Source organism: uncultured Odoribacter sp., assembly GCF_937966165.1.
GTDB lineage: Bacteria > Bacteroidota > Bacteroidia > Bacteroidales > Marinifilaceae > Culturomica.
On record NZ_CALCLB010000005.1, the window covers coordinates 42,050 to 63,709 of the forward strand.

20 protein-coding genes and 1 tRNA gene are annotated in these 21,660 nt (G+C 37.2%); 16 read left to right on the top strand and 5 right to left on the bottom strand.

Going from position 1 to position 21,660, the window contains the following annotated elements:
- Positions 1–62: 62 nt before the first annotated feature.
- From Q0465_RS01225 to Q0465_RS01235, 3 genes are all read left to right on the top strand, one after another.
- Complete coding sequence (locus Q0465_RS01225; RefSeq protein ID WP_298611673.1) at positions 63–1,085, top strand: deoxyhypusine synthase; 1,023 nt, start codon at positions 63–65, stop codon at positions 1,083–1,085.
- 125 nt (positions 1,086–1,210) lie between these two features.
- Entirely contained in the window at positions 1,211–1,495 is a 285-nt protein-coding gene (locus Q0465_RS01230) for a YciI family protein (RefSeq protein ID WP_298611676.1), read from the top strand.
- Positions 1,496–1,508: 13 nt separating this feature from the next.
- Positions 1,509–2,102, top strand: coding sequence for a rhomboid family intramembrane serine protease (locus tag Q0465_RS01235; protein WP_298611679.1), 594 nt, complete (start codon positions 1,509–1,511; stop codon positions 2,100–2,102).
- Positions 2,103–2,233: 131 nt separating this feature from the next.
- Here Q0465_RS01235 and speA read toward each other — a convergent pair whose 3' ends face one another.
- The 4 genes from speA to Q0465_RS01255 all read right to left on the bottom strand — a co-directional run bounded on the left by speA (position 2,234) and on the right by Q0465_RS01255 (position 6,716).
- Complete coding sequence (gene speA / locus Q0465_RS01240) at positions 2,234–4,126, bottom strand: biosynthetic arginine decarboxylase (protein WP_298611681.1); 1,893 nt, start codon at positions 4,124–4,126, stop codon at positions 2,234–2,236.
- Between the two features lie 329 nt (positions 4,127–4,455).
- Positions 4,456–4,947 carry a hypothetical protein gene (locus Q0465_RS01245; protein WP_298611684.1) on the bottom strand — a complete coding sequence of 164 codons (492 nt, stop codon included), beginning with the start codon at positions 4,945–4,947 and terminating at the stop codon, positions 4,456–4,458.
- Positions 4,948–4,970: 23 nt separating this feature from the next.
- Positions 4,971–5,651, bottom strand: a complete 681-nt coding sequence (locus Q0465_RS01250) for a DUF3800 domain-containing protein (protein ID WP_298611687.1) — start codon at positions 5,649–5,651, stop codon at positions 4,971–4,973.
- 989 nt (positions 5,652–6,640) lie between these two features.
- Positions 6,641–6,716: transfer RNA gene (locus Q0465_RS01255), tRNA-Pro, on the bottom strand.
- A gap of 85 nt (positions 6,717–6,801) precedes the next feature.
- Here Q0465_RS01255 and rbfA point away from each other — a divergent pair.
- The 9 genes from rbfA to Q0465_RS01300 all read left to right on the top strand — a co-directional run bounded on the left by rbfA (position 6,802) and on the right by Q0465_RS01300 (position 14,615).
- Positions 6,802–7,137, top strand: a complete 336-nt coding sequence (gene rbfA, locus Q0465_RS01260) for a 30S ribosome-binding factor RbfA (RefSeq protein ID WP_298611690.1) — start codon at positions 6,802–6,804, stop codon at positions 7,135–7,137.
- A 108-nt stretch (positions 7,138–7,245) separates the two neighbouring features.
- Positions 7,246–8,445 carry an ABC transporter permease gene (locus Q0465_RS01265; RefSeq protein WP_298611693.1) on the top strand — a complete coding sequence of 400 codons (1,200 nt, stop codon included), beginning with the start codon at positions 7,246–7,248 and terminating at the stop codon, positions 8,443–8,445.
- 45 nt (positions 8,446–8,490) lie between these two features.
- Entirely contained in the window at positions 8,491–9,300 is an 810-nt protein-coding gene (locus tag Q0465_RS01270; RefSeq protein WP_298611696.1) for a peptidylprolyl isomerase, read from the top strand.
- A gap of 1 nt (position 9,301) precedes the next feature.
- Complete coding sequence (locus Q0465_RS01275; RefSeq protein WP_298611699.1) at positions 9,302–9,709, top strand: VanZ family protein; 408 nt, start codon at positions 9,302–9,304, stop codon at positions 9,707–9,709.
- 97 nt (positions 9,710–9,806) lie between these two features.
- A complete protein-coding gene (pheS, locus tag Q0465_RS01280) occupies positions 9,807–10,826 on the top strand; it encodes a phenylalanine--tRNA ligase subunit alpha (RefSeq protein WP_298611702.1) in 1,020 nt (339 codons plus the stop codon).
- Positions 10,827–11,007: 181 nt separating this feature from the next.
- Entirely contained in the window at positions 11,008–11,481 is a 474-nt protein-coding gene (locus tag Q0465_RS01285; protein ID WP_298611705.1) for a CYTH domain-containing protein, read from the top strand.
- Positions 11,482–11,485: 4 nt separating this feature from the next.
- On the top strand, positions 11,486–12,331 hold the full coding sequence (locus Q0465_RS01290; RefSeq protein WP_298611707.1) for an N-acetylmuramoyl-L-alanine amidase-like domain-containing protein: 846 nt from the start codon (positions 11,486–11,488) through the stop codon (positions 12,329–12,331).
- Positions 12,332–12,464: 133 nt separating this feature from the next.
- Positions 12,465–13,067: a penicillin-binding protein activator LpoB gene (locus Q0465_RS01295; RefSeq protein WP_298611710.1), complete on the top strand. Its 603-nt coding sequence runs from the start codon at positions 12,465–12,467 to the stop codon at positions 13,065–13,067.
- Positions 13,068–13,232: 165 nt separating this feature from the next.
- The gene (locus Q0465_RS01300; RefSeq protein ID WP_298611713.1) at positions 13,233–14,615 is read left to right on the top strand and encodes a hypothetical protein; all 1,383 of its coding nucleotides are present in this window, start codon (positions 13,233–13,235) and stop codon (positions 14,613–14,615) included.
- Positions 14,616–14,622: 7 nt separating this feature from the next.
- On the opposite strand, the gene rsgA is transcribed toward Q0465_RS01300, so the two are convergent.
- Positions 14,623–15,543, bottom strand: a complete 921-nt coding sequence (rsgA, locus tag Q0465_RS01305; protein ID WP_298612105.1) for a ribosome small subunit-dependent GTPase A — start codon at positions 15,541–15,543, stop codon at positions 14,623–14,625.
- Between the two features lie 228 nt (positions 15,544–15,771).
- On the opposite strand from rsgA, the gene Q0465_RS01310 reads away from it, so the two are divergent.
- The 4 genes from Q0465_RS01310 to Q0465_RS01325 all read left to right on the top strand — a co-directional run bounded on the left by Q0465_RS01310 (position 15,772) and on the right by Q0465_RS01325 (position 21,642).
- Positions 15,772–16,347 carry a non-canonical purine NTP diphosphatase gene (locus Q0465_RS01310; protein ID WP_298611716.1) on the top strand — a complete coding sequence of 192 codons (576 nt, stop codon included), beginning with the start codon at positions 15,772–15,774 and terminating at the stop codon, positions 16,345–16,347.
- Positions 16,348–16,363: 16 nt separating this feature from the next.
- Positions 16,364–17,077, top strand: coding sequence for a DNA repair protein RecO (gene recO, locus Q0465_RS01315; protein ID WP_298611719.1), 714 nt, complete (start codon positions 16,364–16,366; stop codon positions 17,075–17,077).
- A gap of 195 nt (positions 17,078–17,272) precedes the next feature.
- Positions 17,273–18,202: an ABC transporter ATP-binding protein gene (locus Q0465_RS01320; protein WP_298611722.1), complete on the top strand. Its 930-nt coding sequence runs from the start codon at positions 17,273–17,275 to the stop codon at positions 18,200–18,202.
- Between the two features lie 101 nt (positions 18,203–18,303).
- Complete coding sequence (locus tag Q0465_RS01325; protein ID WP_298611724.1) at positions 18,304–21,642, top strand: hypothetical protein; 3,339 nt, start codon at positions 18,304–18,306, stop codon at positions 21,640–21,642.
- Positions 21,643–21,660: the final 18 nt, after the last annotated feature.

Consider the following 21,660-nt stretch of genomic DNA (forward strand, 5'->3'; position numbering starts at 1 on the left):
AATGAATTTGACTGAGTCAGTGGGGTCCTCATATTTGTACCTTACATTGTTTATATTAAAAAATGGAAAAGAAAGATTTATTAAAAGACACAATTAAACACATCGACATCAAGTCTTACGATTCAACCCAGTTGATTGACGCTATGCGCGATATGTCCTTCACCTCACGCGATACGGCCCGTGCAGCTGATATTTTAATGAAAATGGTAAAGGAAAAAGAGTGTACGAATATTCTTACCATTGCTGGAAGTACAAGTGCTGCCGGATGTATGCAGGTATATGTGGATATGGTCCGCAATAAGATGATCGATGTCGTTGTAGCGACCGGAGCATCTATTATTGATATGGATTTGTTTGAAGCTTTAGGATTCAAGCATTATAAAGGCCGTCAGGACGTTCCGGATATGCAATTGAGAGATTTATATATTGATCGTATTTACGATACTTTTATTGATGAAGAAGAATTGCAGATTTGTGATCATACAACGTATGAGATAGCAAATGCCCTGGAACCCCGTCCTTATTCTTCCCGTGAGTTTATTTGGGAAATCGGAAAATGGCTGACAGAACATTCGGTGAAAAAAGATAGTTTGATCCAGACGTGTTATGAATGTGGAGTGCCTATTTTCTGTCCGGCTTTTTCAGATTGCAGTGCCGGATTCGGTATTGGAAAACACCAGTGGGAACATCCGGATAAACATGTCTCTATCGATTCTGTAAAAGACTTTATCGAATTGACCATGATCAAAATGAATGCCCCGACTACCGGTTTATTTATGATAGGGGGAGGGACCCCTAAGAATTTTGCACAGGATACGGTCGTTTGCGCTGAAATTTTAGGACATGAGGTTCCTATGCATAAATATGCCATACAGATTACAGTAGCTGATGTACGGGACGGAGCTTGTTCTTCTTCTACTTTAAAAGAAGCTTGTTCATGGGGTAAGGTAGATGTGACGTATGAACAAATGGTATATGCCGAAGGTACTACAGTAATTCCTCTGATTGCCAGTTATGTATATCATAGTAATGCATGGAAAAACAGAGAATATAAAAACTGGGTAAAATTGTACGAAAAGAAATAGTATTTACCGGAGTGAATATTTAAAAGTCCATAAAGTCTGTTGTATTTCCAACCTATTTGGTTCCAACTGAATAGAGAAGCTCACAGGACTTTATGGACTTAATTTGTGAATTTTGAAAAGTATTTATGTTTATATTTTTGGTAAATTACAAAAGGCCGCTTGAAGAAGTGGAAGAAAATCTGGGGGCTCACCGGGCATATCTGGACAAATATTATGCATTGAAAAAATTTATTTTTTCCGGAAGACGGAATCCCCGTACAGGGGGATGTATCTTATGTAATGCTTCGGATAGAGAGGAAGTAAATGCAATTATTGAAGAAGATCCTTTCTATTTTAAAGGTATTGCTGATTATGAAATCATCGATATTTCATTGACAAAGTATGCGGAAGGCTTTGAAAAATTCTTTTAAAAACAATTGAATTATGATAACCTATGTCATTATCGGATTGACAGTTGTAATTTCTCTGATGTGTTTCAATAACCGGGCTTTATTAGAGAAACTGTCTATGAATCCTTATAGAGTCATACACGCGGGAGAGTGGTACCGGTTGATTACCCATGGATTTGTACATGCGGATATGACACATTTATTTGTCAATATGTTTACTTATTGGTCGTTTGGGATTTATATAGAATCTGTTTTCCGATACAACGATTTTGGGGCATGGGCTTATCTTATATTGTATTTCGGAGGAATGATTGTCGCCTCTCTGTACGATTTATTCCGGTACCGGAATGAGCCTTATTATTCTTCTATTGGTGCATCCGGGGCAGTGGCTGCTGTGCTGTTCAGTTGTATATTTTTGAATCCCTGGGATAAAATTCTTTTGTTTGCAGTAGTACCTGTTCCCGGAATTTTATTTGGGGTTCTTTATCTTATTTATTGTCAGTATATGGCTAAACGCGGAGGGGGGCATATTAATCACAATGCCCATTTTTATGGGGCCGTATTTGGTTTTATCTATCCTGTATTTTTGGAACCCCGGTTATTACAAGTGTTTTTAGATCATTTTTAAGCGATTCAACTCCTGTAAATAAAATAGCCCTTAAGCATTTTAAGGGATTACTGAAGTGTTTTTTTCGGAGTTTACCGGAAAATAGTATGCTTCAGCAAAATGCTTAAGGACTTTAATAAAATGTACAGTATCTATTCTAAATAAGTATAGCCATAAAGTCCGGAACGGTAATTCGATAAAAACTCCCTTCCTTCTTCGGCTGAAATAATACCTTTTTTTACAGAGGCAGTAACCCAAACTTCTACAGTACGGGCCATTTTTTTAGGTGTGAATTGTACGTATTCCAATACATCGGCTACTGTTTCTCCTTCGATGATTTTATCGATAACATACTCATTTCCTTTCACTTTAATGTGTACAGCGTTTGTGTCGCCGAAAAGATTATGCAAATCTCCTAAGATTTCCTGATAAGCCCCGACCAGAAATACACCGAAATAATAAGGTTCTTTATCGTTGAGTTCGTGTGCGGGTAAGTGGTAAGAGAAATTGCGGGTAGAGATAAAATTATCTATTTTCCCGTCAGAATCACACGTAATGTCCTGAATGGTTGCAGATTTTGTGGGTTGTTCATTTAATCTGCTGATAGGCATAATGGGAAAAATCTGATCGATGGCCCAGGAGTCCGGGAGAGACTGGAATAAAGAGAAATTACAGAAATATTTATCCGGTAACATCTTAGAAATTTTCTTTAATTCATCCGGTGCATGTTTTGTCGCTTCGGCCATCTGATAAACATCGCGGGCAACGGACCAGAACAGGCGTTCTACTTGTGCTCTGGTTTTTAAGTCAATCAATCCCAAATTGAAAAGTCCTAATGCATCTTCCCTGCATTGTACGGCGTCGTGCCAGGTCTCCAGCAAACGGGGTTGATTCAGGTTTTCCCATAATTCATAGAGTTCCTTTACTAATTCATGAGCATCTTTGGAAATCTCTTCATTTTCATCAAAAGCCGGTAAATGGGTACTGGCCAATGCTTCGAATACCAGTACTGAATGGTGTGCTGTAAGCGAACGCCCGGACTCCGTGATAATATTGGGTTGTCGCAGATTATTCTTTTCGCAGGCATCTACAATAGAAGATACGGCATCATTTACATATTCCTGTATAGAATAATTCATACTATTCCCTGAAGTTGAAGACCGGGTTCCGTCGTAATCTACGCCTAATCCTCCCCCTATATCTACGAAATTTATTTCGTATCCCATATTTTGGAGTTGTACATAAAATTGGGAAGCTTCTTTGAGGGCTGTTTTGATCCGGCGGATGTTTGTAACCTGACTGCCAATATGAAAATGAATGAGCTGCAGACAATCCCTCATTTTGTATTTATCAAGAATATCCAACGCTTCCAGTAATTCGCTGGAATTTACACCGAATTTACTTACATCCCCTCCTGATTCTTCCCATTTTCCGCTACCGGAACTGGCAAGTTTTATGCGGATTCCGATATTCGGACGAATATTCATCTTTTTAGCCAGCTTGGCGATATTACGGAGTTCCATTAATTTTTCGACGACCAGAAAAATACGTTTCCCCATCTTTTGAGCCAGTAATGCCAATTCTATGTAACTTTCATCCTTATATCCGTTACAAATAATCATGGCGTCGTCGTCTATATCGATGGACAGAACAGCATGTAACTCCGGTTTGGAACCGGCTTCCAGCCCAATGTTGAATTTGTTTCCGTGGCTGACGATTTCTTCTACCACAGGACGCATCTGATTGACTTTAATGGGATAAATAATGAAGTTTTTTGCAGTATAACCGTATTCACGGGCTGCAAATTCAAAGCAGTTGGATATCTTTTCTATCCGGTTGTCCAGAATATCCGGGAATCGCAACAACATAGGGGCTTCTACATCACGTACTTGTAATTCTTCCATTAATTCTTTCAGATCGATAGAGGGGCCGTCGGCTTTAGGAGTTACTGCTACGTGTCCCTTTTCATTAATTGAAAAATAGTTCAGCCCCCAACCATTGATGTTGTATAATTCTGCTGAATCCTCAATACTCCATTTTCTCATTTCTGTCTATTGATATCGATATTATAGCGTTTTATATTCGCCTGCAAAGCTACGGCAATTAATTGAAAATTGAAAGATGAAAGTAAAAATATATAGGGTAAAAATAGGCTTATTTAATTTCTTATAAATTCTTCTGTAACTGTTTGGAATACTTCTTAAGAAGCATAGAAAGAATGTCTTTTCGTTTTTCTTTATTCGAATAAGGATATTGCCTTCTGAAGAGCTATTTTGATTCTAAATAAATAATGTTATTTTTGTATAAAGTTCATTCTCCAAAGGGGAAAGGAAATCGAAAAGCGGTAAATCTTCAGTATTTATCGCTTTTTGCTTTAATAGATCCCTTCTAATTTTCTATTTCTTTTTTTTTCGATTTTATACCGGTTTCTGCCTTTGATATAAAAAGCTGTAATCAGATAATAATATTGAGGTGTTTTGGGCTCCAGTACGACGATATAGGACTCTTTTTCGTTGTAAATATAAGTCCTGACCGCTTGTTTATCTTTGACTGAAAAAACTTCAATAGTATCTGCCTTTTTTTCCTGAAGGTGGAATTTTATCCAGTGAATCCGCATGGAACGATCCCGGTCGTATACCCGATGGTGGTATTTCCCTTCTGAGTGGGTTGTCAAATGATGAAAGAGGATTTCTATGGTTGTCTTCCCTTCCTGGGGAGTCGGTTTTACCGCTTTATTCCGGAAAAAATTATCGGTTTCTATAAAATCCCTATGGAAAATTCTGCCTAATGAAATATTCCGTTCGGATTCACTGAACGAATCTAATTCCAATAATGAATTATATGTTTTAAGTAAATTCAGGGGCATGATGGCGGAATAAAATCTTAATTTTAAATCTGTATTCTGAAAATATTGAATTTAGCAACACTTTTATAAGTTGTTTCTTCCAAAGAAGCTCCGGTACGTTGCCGTATTTTTTCAATTAACCGCAATTTGGGAAGCGCTTCTTTTACCGTATTGTTTAAATTATAAGATAAGGCGCCGATAAATAAATCGCACAATTGGAGTAAATCCACTTCATGTGACCGGACGTGCTGAATTTTTTCAATAATTCCCATATGTACGTTTAGAATTTTTTTCAGTTCTTCAATCCGGTATGAACTGAGGTCGTCCTTTATATCCAGATAAATATTGTAAGTAGAAGTTGTATCTAATAAATGGTAGATAAGCTGATAATACATCAGATAATAAAAACGGTCGTAGTCGTGGTTACATTTAGCGGCTATATACCGTTTTTTATCTACAATAATAGCCCTGAAACGGATATCCGAACGGTCAAAAAAGAAATTCACCAAGTCGGCATAAAAATTATAATTCCAGGCATTGAGATTACTCCATTTTACTTCAAGTGAATTTTTATGTTTTTTTCTGAGTTCCTTAATATCTTCTTTTAATTTTTTTATCCGCTGGTATGGCGCAGAAATATACCCCAGGATCATATATTGCTTTCCGTCGTTTTTCAGATGACAGCTTTCGTCACAATAATAATTATAGATAGGATGATATTCCATAAAATTACTCTTAGAATTTGACGATACGATCATTCATACCGGAAGGCCTTTCGAAAAAATGGAAAAGTCGTCTTCTCACTCCCGCACAGTATATACAAATTTACAAAATTTCTCCCACAAAAAAAACTACACACTAGGGACGTGCCCTACTGTGTAATTTTCATTTACTCTCCACAGAAAAAAAGTGAAACATCGGTTTAATAGGCTTTAGAACAAATAATTATGGATTACTTAAAATAGAAATTATCGGGAACAAAAAATAGAGGGCTACGAACGATTATGAGGTTGAAAAGTAGCAGTAAGGGATTTGGCTCTAAATGTTTATGAAAAACGAAATCCGGAAAAACTGAAGGTTAATTTAAGGCAGGTATTTTTATTAGTGCTTTTATTAAAGGGATTTTGGATAATCAGCTGAAATTATAGCATATTCCGTTTAAAGTATATTACCACTGAAAAAAATTTGTATTATTCGGGTAGAAGCCTTTATCAGATGACGCTTTTATTTCTGATTTATTCATTACAAAATAACAAAAATAGGGAATTACTCGTTTTCGGGAAACCTTTTCTTTTTGAAACACTATTCCTTATTGAGGACATGTGTTTCAAAGGTCAATTTTGTCCACTTCTTACAAATTTGTCAACTTTAAACAAAAATGCACTGATTATCAGTGTCTCCAGCTTTGGACCGGGATGTCTGGAATTTTGACGTTATTGTAAGATTTTGATGATATAACTTTCGTTATTGCTAATTTGTGTAGACATTATTACCAGTGATACACTTAAAGATTCCGGATTTTTTCGATATGTTACTCTGAATATGTTTAAGGATTCCTCGGCTTCTTCGACATATTCCTTAGAATAGCTTAGCCGACTGTTTTTAACTCTACAAATCTAGGAAAATTTTAGCTCAGTCAGTTTATCCCGAATGTATTAAAAGTTTTCTACAAAAAAATAGGCAATTGACACGTTACCTGTCAATTGCCTTTAATTGGTCGAGATGACTGGACTCGAACCAGCGGCCTCCACGTCCCGAACGTGGCGCGCTACCAACTGCGCTACATCTCGTTTGTTTGCGGATGCAAATGTAATAAAATAATGAATTTATTATAGTATATTTGTAGAAATTTTTATCATATAAAATAATTAAGTGATGGATTCGATCAGGCAAAATAAGGTTTCCCGTTTGATACAGAGGGATTTAAGTGAAATGTTTCAAAAAGAATGCAGGGAGATAATAGCGGGAGCAATGGTTTCGGTTACTAAAGTAAGAGTGAGTCCCGATCTTTCGTATGCTAAGGTATACGTAAGTATTTTTCCTTCAGAGAGTGTAGAAGCGACAATGAACAATCTGAATGAAAAAAATAAAATGATCCGGTTTATTTTGGGTAAAAAAGTAGGGAAACAAATGCGGATTATTCCTGAATTGCGTTTTTTTGTAGATGATAGTTTGGATTATATTGAAAAAATAGACGAACTTTTGAAATAATTTGCGATTTTTGGACATAGATTGTTTCCGGACCGGGGCATAGCAGGAATAAAAATAGTTTTAATTTAATAGAGGTCTTAAAATCAAACTCATTTAAAAAGAGCATAAATGAAGCTGTCCTTTTTTATTGCCCGTCGTTATCTTTTTTCTAAAAAGAAGCAAAATGCTATAAACATTATTTCTGCTATCAGTGTAGCGGGAGTGGCAATTGGTACGACGGCTTTGATTGTAATCCTTTCTGTTTTTAACGGAATTGATTTGATTTTACAGAAAAGTACAGACAGTATGACTCCTGATTTGATTATTTCTCCGGTAAAAGGAAAATTTGCGAATTTTGATAGTTTGGCTTATCGGGCTCTTCTTGCTCATTCCGATATTGACTATTTTAATCCGGTAGTGGAAGAAAATGCTTTATTAAAATATGGGGATCGTCTGAAGCCGGTAGTTGTAAAGGGGGTTATACCGGATTACGGGATAGTGACCGGATTAGAGGAAAACATAATACAAGGGGAATTTCATTTGCGGGAAGGGGATCTCTACACATCTGTTGTAGGGCAGGGGGTAGCTGCAGAATTAGGAATCGGACTGAATTATTTAACTCCTCTGGTCTTCTATTATCCTAATAAAGAAGCTTCTTCTTTGAATGCTGCTTTAAATACAGAATCTGTCTTTCCTGCTGGTTTTTTTTCTTCACAGCAAGGAGTTGATAGTAAATACATTCTCACTGATATTAATTTTGCCCGCAAGTTATTTCGTTTAGATCATCAGATTTCAAAAATAGAGATTAAATTAAAAAATCCGGAAATTTTAAAGAAAATAAAAGTTCAGTTACAAAAAATAAGCGGAGAAAATTTTAAAGTAGAAGATAAGTATGAAATAAACCGTTCTTTTTACGCAATGATGAAATCAGAAAAGCTGGTTGTATTTTTAATATTACTTTTCATACTGTTTATTGCTTCTTTTAATATTGTCGGATCAATTTCAATGCTCATTTTAGATAAGAAAGAAGATCTGGCAACTTATAAGGCTTTGGGGATGACTTCCCCAAAAATTATTTCCGTATTCCGGACAGAAGGAAATTTAATCACTTATGTAGGTGCCTTTGTCGGATTGGTGTTAGGGGTATTGATTTGTTTTTTACAGCAGACATTTGGTTTTATCAAACTGGGGGAAGGAAATTATATAATAGAAGCTTATCCGGTCAAATTGGTGTTCGGAGACATTGCTTTTATTTTATTGACTGTTTTATTGATCGGTTATATTGCATCCTATTTCCCGGTTAAATATTTGATAAAAAAATTAGTGTAAGGAATGTAAATTCAATTCAGAGATCAGAACATATAAAAATAAGTTATGAAAAGATGGATATTCAGTTTCTTATTTATATTTCCCCTTTTCTTGTATGCTCAGGAAAAAGAAGTAATGGCTTTGATAGAAACCAATCTGGGAAATATGAAAATAAAATTGTACAACGATACTCCTAAACACCGGGATAATTTTGTTCGTTTGGCAAAGACAGGTCATTATGACGGAACTTTGTTTTACCGGGTGATCCGGAATTTTATGATTCAGGGAGGATCTTCAGACAGCCGGAATGCAATCGCCGGTCAATTTATCGGTTTTGGAAAGCCAATGACTATAGATGCGGAAATTAAAGAGGAACATTATCATAAAAAAGGTGCTTTGGCTGCACCTCGCCAGCCTGACCGGGAAAACTTTTTTAAGGAATCTGACATTTCCCAGTTTTACATTGTACAAGGGAAAAAATACACTGAAAAGGAGTTAGAACTGATTGAAAAATCGGTTAATGCTCCTATAAAGAATGCGATAAACCGTAAATATTATACACCTGAGAAAAAAGTAATTCTGGATTCCCTTCGTAAGTTAAATAAAGTAAAAGAATTTCGGGAAATTGCAGAAAAGATAAAAAAAGATATTGCTTTTGAATGGAATGCCAATCCGGATAAAATATATATGTCGGAGCAAAAAAAACAGGATTATATAAACCTGGGGGGAGTGCATCATTTAGACAAAGAATATACAGTGTTCGGGGAAGTTGTAGAAGGGTTAGATGTCATTGATAAAATAGCAGCTTTACCGACTGACGAAAACAATCGTCCTTTTAAAGACGTAAAAATGAAAATAATGATATTGAATGAATGATATGGCGGAGACAAGGAAAAACTATATTCTATTATTCCGTAATATAATATGGGCTTTAGTTATTTTTGTTTTGTGTGCTATTCCGGGAGAGAATATTCCTAATCCTCAATGGAGTTTTCCACACCTTGATAAAATTGTTCATTTTGGACTGTTTTTCATTATGGCTATTTTGCTATGCGGTGAATTAGAATATCAAACCCGTTTGACATGGAGAAAAATATATCTTATCACGATTAGTATTGCATTTATCTATGGAGGAATCATCGAATTATTGCAGGAGTATTTTTTCAAACGGAGCGGAGACATGCTGGATTTATTGGCGGATGTTCTGGGGGCTATTATCGGTTGTTTGGTTTATCCCCAATTAAAACAATGGAGAAACAGATTAAAAAAACAAAACAACAACTAAACTTCAGCTGACTTTTTGAGGCTCCTTTTGATTCAGAGTAGTACAATCTCCATATTTTTTCTAACTTTGTAGCCTCGGTAATTAAAAGAAGATACAAATGTTAGATAAGATTAAAGAACTGACGTCGGAAATAAATGCTTTCACGGCGGAAACTCCTGAGCAAGTAGAGCAATTCAGGATCAAGCATTTGAGTAAAAAAGGAACCATTGCTCTTTTATTTGAGGATTTTAAGAACGTGCCTGTGGAACAGAAGAAAGAGATCGGGAAGGCGCTCAATGAACTGAAGACGGTTGCCTTGAATAAAATTAATGAATTAAAAGAGCAGCTTTGCGATTCTGATAGCGGAAAGTCAGGTTTAGATCTTACCTTACCGGGCGATCCTATACATTTGGGAACACGGCATCCTTTGTCTATCGTACGGAATGAAATTCTATCTATATTTGATAAATTAGGATTTACTATTTCCGAAGGTCCTGAAATTGAAGATGACTGGCATAATTTTTCAGCATTGAATTTTCCGGAAGAACATCCTGCCCGGGATATGCAGGATACTTTTTTCATAGAAAAACATCCTGACATTGTTTTGCATACACACACTTCTTCTGTACAGGTCCGGGATATGGAGACTCATGCATTGCCTATCCGTTTGGTAACTCCGGGAAGAGTATTCCGAAATGAAGCTATTTCTGCCCGGGCTCATTGTATTTTCCATCAGATTGAGGCACTTTATATCGATGAAAATGTATCTTTTGCCGATTTAAAGCAAACGCTTACTTATTTTGCCAAAGAACTTTTTGGTCCGGATACACAGATTCGTCTTCGTCCTTCCTATTTTCCTTTTACGGAACCTTCGGCAGAGATGGATGTATCCTGTACGCTTTGTCACGGGCAGGGATGTAACGTATGTAAGGGTTCCGGCTGGTTAGAGATTTTGGGATGTGGAATGGTGGATCCCCATGTATTGGAACTCAATGGTATTGATAAAGAAAAATATACAGGCTTTGCTTTGGGAATGGGAATTGAGCGTATTACAATGTTGAAGTACGGAATAAAAGATTTACGTCTGTTTTTTGAAAATGATATCCGTTTTCTGGAACAATTCAGTACGGCTATTTAACTTAGGATATTATAATAGAAATAAGCTGCCAGAATTTAGTTTCTGGCAGTTTTTTTATGTCTGAAAAAAGATACCTTTTAGGGCTTTCGTTATTTGCAGTTAGAAAATGACCGGGAACTTGGGGAGCATTTCCTTTTTCTTTATATTTGTAAAATAGTTCAAGCTTATAAAAAGAGTGAAAATGAAAGAGATAGAGCGAAAGTTTCTGGTGAAAGGGGAATTTAAATCTTTTGCTTATCAGGTTGTGCCTATTGTGCAGGGGTATTTGTCTTCTTTGCCGGAAAGGACTGTAAGGGTAAGGCTGTATGGAGAAAAAGCTTATCTGACGATAAAGGGAAAGTCGGATGCAAAAGGGGTAAGCCGCTTTGAATGGGAGAAGGAAATTTTACCGGCAGAAGCGCGGGAACTGTTGAAAATTTGTGAACCGGGAGTAATCGATAAATCCCGTTATCTCGTCCGGGCAGGAGATCATCTTTATGAAGTAGACGAATTTCATGGGGATAACGAAGGTCTGATACTTGCAGAAATAGAGCTTTTATCGGAAGATGAGGTTTTTATAAAACCGGAATGGTTGGGAAAAGAAGTCACAGGAAACCCTTGTTATTATAATTCTTTTTTGGTAAAATCTCCTTTTGTAAAGTGGAAGGATCAGTAAAACGATGAGAACGATTGGATTATTTTTGCTTTTGTGGATCAGCGGAATGATAGGATTAAAAGCTAATCCTTTGCAAGCAGCGGACAGTTTGGTCCTGAAAGATTTCTGGAGTTATGCCCGTGTCCGGAACCTGGCTCATTTACCGGTCCATGAACGGATTCCTTTAATCGGGATATTTTTTTTAGAAAGACCTTATCGGGCTGGGACATTAGAGGGAAAGCTACAGGAAGAACTGATTGTTAATTTAAGGGAACTGGATTGTGTGACTTTTGTTGAGAATACCTTAGCTCTGGCTTTTCTAGATGTTTATGAAGAATCAGCTATTCCTTTATTTATAGATAATCTAAGGAAAATACGGTACCGGGATGGAAAAATAGATGGATATGCTTCGAGACTTCATTATTCGGGTGATTGGTTATATGAAATGCAGCGGCAGGGGTATTTGAAAGATATTACCCGGGAATGCGGAGGGATTGATTATCCGCTGAATATCTTTTTTATGACGAAAAACTATTTCAGGTATCCGGCTTTTCTCCGGGATTCGCTTTTAATACCTCAAATGAAACAAATAGAGGAGTCTATTTGTAAAAGGACGTATTTTTATATACCTAAGAATACTATTGAGGAGATTCAAGATAACATACAGTCCGGAGATATTATTTTAATTACTACCGGTATTAAGGGACTGGATACCTCACATGTAGGAATAGCTGTAAAAAAAGGGGATAAAGTATATCTTTTACACGCTTCCAGCAGTATGGGAAAAGTAATTTTATCAAAATTGCCTTTGTCGGCGTACATGAAAAAAATTCCCAGTCAGACCGGAATTATGATAGGGAGGGTCTTATAGATGGTTCGGATCGGATTCCGGTACTGTCGACAGATGATTGGCATAAAAGTTGTAAAATAGAAAATAGCTGTAAAACTCCGGTAACAGTATCAGAAATAAACGTATAAAAATAAACTTATTTAAAACAGAGTATATGAAAAAAATAGTATTTATAATTTTGGCATGGGGATTTTTATTTTCGTTTATCAGTTGTAGTTCTAATCGGAAAGTAGTCCGTATTGATAGTAACGAAGTGGTGGATTTAAGCGGAAGATGGAATGATACTGATTCCCGTTTGGTATCTGCTAATATGATTCAGGATTTATTATCCGGGAGGTGGATTTTGAATTACGAGAGTACGCATAGTGGAAAACTTCCGGTCGTTGTCGTTGGGACCATACAGAATAAAAGCCATGAACATATAGATGCAGAAACTTTTATTAAAGATATTGAAAAAGCTATTTTGGATAATGGTAATGTACGTTTAGTGCAGGCTGGCGCGAAGCGGGAGGAATTGAGGGCAGAACGGGAAGATCAGAATAAAGGGTACGTATCTTTGGAAACTGCAAAAAAATGGGGCCGTGAATTGGGAGCCGACTTTATGCTTCAGGGGACTATTAACAGTATTGTCGATTCTTACAAAAAAAATAAAGTTGTTTCTTACCAGATTAATTTGGAATTAACGGATTTAGAGACTAGTGAAATCGTGTGGATGGGTGACAAAAAGATAAAGAAAACAGTGTCCGACCGTTTTTAAATACCTTTGAGCATGTTAAGGGCTTTGAAGATTGTTACAGAAGGAAGTCACATTATCATCTGTACGTTCTCCATAAATCTGATTGGAAAAGAAAACGAAGGAGTTGAAAGGCCTGTATAATAACGGAATAGAAACTTTCAGTATACAGATAAATAGCTTTGAGGTATGATACGTCTTTTTGTTGTTGTTATATGCAGTTTATTTCTTTTTTCATCCTGTGCAACCTGGTATGAAAGGACATCGGAATTCCAACAGACGGTGGAGACCGGAAATTTTGAAAAAGCAGATAAGTTGTTGCGGAAAGACAAAAAGATGGCAAGAGGGAAAAATAAAATTCTCTTTTATTTGAATTTGGGCTATGTGGAATTTATGGCCGGTCATCCGAAGGAAAGTAATCAGGCTTTTGAGACGGCGGAAAACTTGATAGATGAGCAGGTAAGAAATCCGGCCCTTCAGGCAGCAGTGCTTTTGAGTAATCCGGAGATACTTCCTTATAAACCGGAAGATTTTGAAGTAATCATGGTGAATTTTTATAAATCCATGAATTATCTTCAAATGGGGGATATGGAAGGCGCTTTGGTAGAAGTGAGGAAGATCAATATTAAATTGCAGCAATTGAATGATAAATATCCGGATCATAAAAATCGCTACCAACAGGATGCTTTTGCTCATTTATTAATGGGACTGATTTACGATGCTTCAGGAAACTATAATGATGCTTTTATTGCCTACCGGAATGCTTTTGAGACGTATCAAACGGATTATCAGAAGAATTTTGGGTTGGGAGCCCCTGAACAGTTGAAGCAGGATTTGATGAGAACGGCTTATTTGTGCGGTTTTACCAGCGAGTTAAAGCAGTATGAAACTGAATTTGGAGAGCAATACCGGTATACGGCTCCGCCGCCTTACGGACAACTGATTTTCTTTTGGCTGAATGGATTGGGACCTGTAAAGTCGGAATGGGGTATTAATTTTGTAAAAGAAAAGAGAGGAGACGGGGCAATTGTATTTCACAATGCTGAATACGGACTGACTTTCCCATTTTTCTGGGGGGCTGGATATTCTGCTGATGAACAGAATTCCTTGGCAGATTTAAAAATTGTCCGGGCTGTTTTTCCGAAATATGTAGAACGACCTCTTCAGTATACGCAGGCTGATATAAATTATAAAGGACAAAACTATGGTTTAGAAATAGCGGAAGATATTAACCAGATTGCGTTTAAGACATTACACGATAGAATGTTGAGGGAATTTTCTACTTCTTTGCTACGGGTGGCGACTAAACAGGGAATACAGTATGCGGCTTCCAAGCAAAACGAATGGATCGGATTTTTTGTCGGATTAGCCAATGCGGCGACAGAAAAGGCAGATACCCGGAATTGGCAAACGCTTCCTTATACAGTTTCTTATCGGCGGATACCTTTGCAGAATCAGGAAAATAAAATGGTATTGAATTGTTATTCGTCCAGGGGTGGAAAAATAAGTCAGGAATTTACGTTTATCGGGAAACCGAAAAAGACGGATTTTTTTGTGTATTCTACTTTATAAATAAAGTCTATCGGTATTTTTCACCGTTTTCTTCCATCATGCTCAGATAGCTCCAGTACCGGCTATCGCTGATTTCTCCGGTTTGCAAAGCTTCCAAAACGGCACATCCGGGTTCATGAATATGTGTACAATTATAAAAACGGCATTTAGCCGAGATGCGGAATATTTCCGGGAAAAAATGAGAAATTTCCTCTTTTTTCATATCGATCATTCCAAAACTTCTCAGACCTGGAGTATCGACAATAAATCCTCCATTTGACAAAGGAAACATTTCTGCAAAAGTAGTAGTGTGTTTGCCTGTATGGTGGGCTTCTGAAATAAGGGCTGTTTTTAAATTCAAATCCGGCTCTATAGAGTTAATAAGTGTAGACTTTCCTACTCCGGATATTCCTGAAAATACACTGGTTTTATTTTGTAATAATTGCTTTAGCAAATCCATATTCTCTCCGGTAATTGCAGAGACTGCCAGACAGGTATAACCGATACGGGTATAAACAGCTGTGTAATAATTCAGTTTTGCCCGGTCTGTTTCGTTATAAAGATCTACCTTATTAAAAAGGAGCAGAGCGGGAATATTGTAAGCTTCCGTTGTGGCCAGGAAACGATCAATAAATACAGTTGATGTTTCCGGATAATTGATTGTGGTGATTAAAAATGCCTGATCGACGTTAGAAGCAATAATATGAGCTTCTTTAGAGAGATTTGTCGATTTCCGGATAATATAATTGCGGCGCTCGCCGATGTGAGTAATAACATATCCTTCATTACTTTTTTCTAACGTTACCACATCTCCCACAGCAATAGGATTGGTGGTGCGGATGCCCTGAAGACGGAATTTCCCCCGGATGCGGCATTCTGCCAATTCACCATTCTCTTTCCTTACCCAATAATTATTCCCTGTCGATTTTATCACAACTCCTTTTTCCATTCCGATCATTTTGAATCCTGCAAAGATAAAGGATTTAGAAGATATTACAGAAGATTGTTCAGAAATTATAAAAGTATGACGGGAAGCCAGAATACGAATAATGATCCACACTTTCAGTGATCGGCGGAGCATTTAACTTTTGTTCCTTAAAAGATGATATTTATACCTTTAACTTTTGAACGAATTTCAATCTATTATTTCGTATCTTTGTATGAAAATAGAGTACAGATGAAATTAGTATTTGCTACAAACAACCGGCATAAATTAGAAGAGATTACACAAATGCTGGGAAATAAATACGAAATTGTTTCTTTGGAACAGATTGGTTGCCGGGAAGAAATACCGGAAGATTACGAAACCCTGCAGGAGAATGCTTTAGAAAAAGCCCGTTATGTAAAAGAGCATTACGGATACGATTGTTTTGCAGATGATACCGGTTTGGAAATAGAGGCTTTGGGGAATCGCCCGGGTGTATATTCTGCACGTTATGCCGGGCCTGCGAAAGATTCAGCAGCCAATATGCGTAAAGTTTTGGATGAAATGAAGGGGGAAGAAAACCGGAAAGCCCGGTTCCGAACAGTGATTGCTTTACTTTTAGACGGAGAAGAACATTTTTTTGAAGGTAGAGTGGAAGGCAAAATTTTAAAACAACAGCAAGGAGAAATCGGATTCGGATATGACCCCATTTTTTGTCCGGAGGGATCCCGGCAAAGTTTTGCTGAAATGCCTATGGATCAGAAAAACCAAATTAGTCATCGGGGACGGGCTGTCAGTAAATTAGCAGAATTTCTCAGTCGAAAATAAAAAATTAACAGTAGGGATGGAGGTCGTTCAGGCAATTGTGTTGAAAACGTTTCAATTTTCAGATAATCAGAAAATTGTACGCGCTTTTTCGAAAGAGAAAGGATACCTTTCCTTCATCACACCTTCTTCTTTTTTCAAGAAAAAAAATTGTACTGTTCATTTGATGCAAGTTGTTGAAGCTGAGATATTTTATACAGAAAAGTCGAGTTTGTATAAGTTGAAATCCGTTACTTCCCTGGCAAATCTTTCAGCCGTATATTTTGATGTTTATAAAATGAATATTGCCTTGTTATGGGGAGAAGTTCTGGATCTGATTTTGAGGAATGAGCAAAAAAATACAGATCTTTTTGATTTCATTTTCCGATCCTTGGAATATTTAAATACGGCAACGAAAGATGTTGCTAATTTTAATTTATTTTTTTTGTATCGTTTGACAACTTTAATTGGTTTTAAAATAGATACCTCTACATATGAAGAAGGGTATGTTTTGGATATAAACGGTGGGATTTTTATTCCTTCTGGCGGAAGGGATACTTATGTTTCTGGTCCTAATGCAGCTCAGATTATTCATAAATTATGTACTTGTCAGGTGGAAGAATTAGGGGATATCCCTTTGGACCGTAAAAGCCGAAGTATACTTTTGGATATTATTTTGTTATTTCTCAGCATCCATCTGAATACTGATTTTAATATTAAAAGCATAAGAGTCATTCGGGAAGTTTTCGGTTAATTCTTCCTCATATAGTGTTTCTTTTTTCCGGGAAGGGGATCTGAGGCTGATATTTTTACATTCTCTTTTTATGTAGATAAACTTTGGTGTATAATTTATGTCAAAATGTTATTATAATATTAAAAGACGTAAAAGTGGCAGAATATGATTTGTAATTTGCTATTTTTATGGCATTCAATGAGGTAGTGCTAAATAATGAGAATAAAAATTAAGGACTTAACCAAAATCTATCCGGATGGGCATAAAGCATTGAGCGGGCTGAATCTGGAGATTGAGCCGGGGATGTTTGGTTTGCTGGGCCCTAATGGTGCAGGAAAGACGACTCTGATGAGGATTATGACTTTACTGCAGAGTGCTACTTCGGGTACGGTATATTTTGATGATTACGATATTGCGAAGGATAGAAAAGCCATTCGTTCTGTTTTAGGATATTTACCACAGGATTTTCGTTTTTTTGAGAAATTAAAAACGTGGGAGTTTTTAGATTACGGAGCGGGTTTGGCTGGTATGCGGGGAAAGAGAAAACGTGCGGAAATCGTGGATGAGATGCTGCGAAAGGTAGGTTTATTTGAAGTCCGCGACCGGTGGGCGAATAAATTATCTGGTGGAATGAAACGACGCTTGGGGATTGCTCAGGCTATTATTGGAAATCCGAAAGTCATTATTGTAGATGAGCCGACTACGGGTTTGGATCCCGAGGAAAGAATCCGGTTCCGGAATATTTTGTCGGATATCAGTGATAAAGATGTCATTATCCTGCTTTCTACCCATATTGTAGGTGATATTTCCAGTACCTGTAAAAAACTGGCTTTATTGAACAAAGGGGAACTCCGGTTTGAAGGTTCTCCGGATGAAATGATTAAAATGACGGAAGGGAAAGTATGGGAAATCTTTGTAACCGATCTGGAATTTAAGGGAATCAAAGAGAAATATCCGATTATTTCAACCATTCCTTCCGACGGAGGTTGGGATATACAAATTGTGGCTGAGGCTCCGGAAGGTTTTGAGGGGAAAACGGTTCCTCCGAATATCGAGCATGCTTATGTTTATTTTATGGATTATCTTTTGCAGGATAAAATGGATATGTACGCGGACCGGGAAGAAGGGGGAGATTTATTTAAGTAAAAATACTTGTAAGCTCAGATTCACATTGGGGGGAGTGGGTTTTGACAAAATTATTTGAAATAAGATAAAATTACGGACTCCGGATATTGAATGAATTGATTATGAATATTCATGCCATAAATATGATTGCCAGATATGAAGTAAAGCTCTTGAAGAGGAGTTGGTTATTTCGTATATTCGCAGTATTGGCTTTGTTTATTCTCACAATAGCTCAATTGAGTAATTTTACTTTTTTATTCTGGAAATACAGTGAAACCTGGAATTATGTAGGAGCAACTTCACTGATTCCTTTCTATACCGTTTACCTCTATAATATTGCCCAGTCTGTAATTGTAATATTTTTAGCCGGGAATTTTTTAAAACGGGATAAAAAACTGGATACAGCAGAGGTAATCTATGTACGTCCTATGAGTAATGCGGATTATATTATAGGAAAGGTATGGGGAATTACCCGGGTTTTTATTGGATTAAATTTAATCACCTTGTTGATCGCTTTATTTATTAATCTAGTCATTAGCCGTTCTCCTTTTAGTATATTTCCTTACTTATTTTACCTGTTTACCCTTTCTATCCCTTCTTTATGGTTTGTATTGGGACTTTCTTTCACAGTGATGTGCGTAGTAAAAAATCAGGCCGTGACTTTTATGGTAATGTTAGGAATTACGGGTATGGTTTTCTTTTATTTACAGGACCGGTTATACGGTGTTTTTGATTTTTTCGGGATATCTCTTCCTACAATTTTTTCAGACATAACGGGTCATCCTTCTCTTTTCTTATTTTTATTACAACGATCGGTTTATTTATTAGTGGCTATTGGTTTTATTTGTCTGACGATTACTTTGGTAAAACGCCTGCCTCATCGTCCCTGGAAGACGCTTATGATAAATTTGATTGCTGTATTGCTGATATTGGCAGGGGGAGTTTCAGGTGTTGTATATGTGCTTCATTTTAAACGGATAGGAGTAGCAAGAGAAGAATATGCTTCCCTCTTTAACGCGTATGCGGACCGGCCGAAAGTGGATATAATCACTCACGAAATCGATATTACTCCCGATGGGGAACGTTTAGAGGCGGAAAGTAAACTGTTTGTCCGCAATAAGCAAAAAGAAGGTATAGAGTCGGTGATTTTATTTTTGAATCCGGGCTTAAAAGTTACCGTTATTGAGCAGGAAGGAAAAAAAATAAATTTTAGACGGGAACAGCAAGTTATAGAAATCCTTCAAAAATTAGAACCCGGGGAAGAAGCTGAATATACATTGAAATATGAAGGGCCGGTAACAGAAAATATTTGTTACACGGATATCAGACAGGAAGATTATTTTAGTAATCCGGCGGGAAAAACCTTTTATTTCCGTTACGGTAAACGATATGCTTTTTTAAATAATAATTATGTCCTGTTGACTCCTGAATGTATCTGGTATCCGGTTGCAGAGTCTCCGGTGTCTCCGGCTAAACCTTATCATATCCGGAAAGATTTTACTAAATATAAGCTTACAGTTTATTACAGCGGAGAAAAAGCTGTTCTGTCTCAGGGAAAGAAGATGAATAATGAAAAAGGAAAAATTATATTTGAAGATACTGTACCTTTTCCTGGGATAAGTCTGACAATCGGAGATTATGAGACAAAGGCAGTTACGGTCGATTCTACAGATTATGAACTTTATTATTTCCGCGGGCATGATGATTTTATGACTTATTTTGATGCCGTACAAGATACATTGCCTGCCGTGATTCGTGAAATTCGCGCCGATTTGGAAGTAGCCAAAAATAGAAATTATCCTTTCAGGAAATTTTGTATTGCAGAGGTTCCTCTATCGTTTGCCGGGTATGTCCGGAACTGGAAAAGCAATACCGAGTACCTTGTGCCGGAGATCGTATTTATTCCTGAACGAGGTCTGAGGACGCAGGCGGATTTCCGGGCAATGGGGCATCGGTTGAAGGATTGGCGGGAGGAAGGAGAATTGCTGGATAAAAAGGATATTCAGGCAGGAATGTTGAAAAATTATGTCAAAACAACTTTTATAAATGCGAATGCCTCCGAGGGGAATGCCTGGATGAAATCTTCGGAAGTTAATGAGTGGAATATAGGACCAATGTTTTATGGTTTTTCGGGATTTTTGTCGGATACAGATTACCCGATAATGAATGTTGCGTTTAATATCATGCAGAATATAACTGAAAATACGCAAAAAGGATGGTTTTTCGGTCCTTTTATTACAGATCCGCAGCGGGCTGTTATTTATTTGCGTGATCATAATTTTCAGACGGCTTTATCGGATAAAAATCTGAAACCTCAGGTACTTTATGAAATATTGAAATTAAAAAGTAATGCTTTAAAGTATTTTATTACGGCTCAGGTTCCGGTCGGGGAATTTGAAACTTTTTTAAAATCATTTAATGAAAATCATATTTTTAAAGAGGTTACCCTTACAGAATTTACCTGTTTATTTCAAAAGCAGTTTGGAATCGATCTGCTTCCTTTTATCCATCAGTGGTATACCGGGGATCATCCGGCTGAGCTGAAGTTAAATGACGTAGAGGTCGGCAGTGTGGTAGTGGATGATTTTACAAAATATCAGGTACGTTTTAAAGTATATAACCGTTCGGAAGTTGACGGAATAGTAACGGTAAAGATTGAGGAAGGCGGTGGCCGTCCGGGGGGCTTCCGTCCGGGCAGGGGAAACACGGAAACAAGTAATACTATTCATAATTATATTATTCCGGGTCAGAGTGCCTGGGAGGTGAAAATAATAAACGATGAGCGTCCGGGGCGTGTAAGTATAAATACAAATATTTCGGCTAATTTACCGAGCGAATATGATTTTAATTTTTCGAAAGTAGATCAGGAAGTAAAAGATACGTTGACGGGATTATTCCCGGTGGACACTCTTCCGTTTACTTTAGGTCCGGGGGAAATTATTGTAGATAATGAAGATGCCGGATTCCGTATTTTGGAAGCGAATACCCGGCATAAATTAAAAGATTGGTTTAAACGGGAAGAGGAGGATAAATATAAAAATTTCTTTCCCTGGCGGCCTCCGACGAAGTGGACAGCTGTAATAGGTAGCAATTGTTACGGAGAGCCGGTGCATTCCGCCGTATATAAAATAAAGGGTTCCGGGGCAAATAAAGTACAATGGGTAACGGATATACCGAAAGACAATTATTATGAAGTATTTATATGGAATCCAAAGTTTGAGACCTGGAATTGGAGAAGGCGAAACCGGGGGCATGAAGGTCACACCCAGACCTATGTAGTCAGATACGAGGAAGAGGAAGAAGAAATTTCAGTGGATTTGGGGCAGGAGGAAAAAGGATGGGTGTCTTTAGGGAGTTTTTATTTCCCGGCCGGGGAAGTTTCTGTGACGCTTTCAGATAATGTCTCCGCTCTTTTTGTTATGGCGGACGCTTTAAAATTTACTTTGATAAAAAAGGAATAATTGTCTGGAATAATAGTG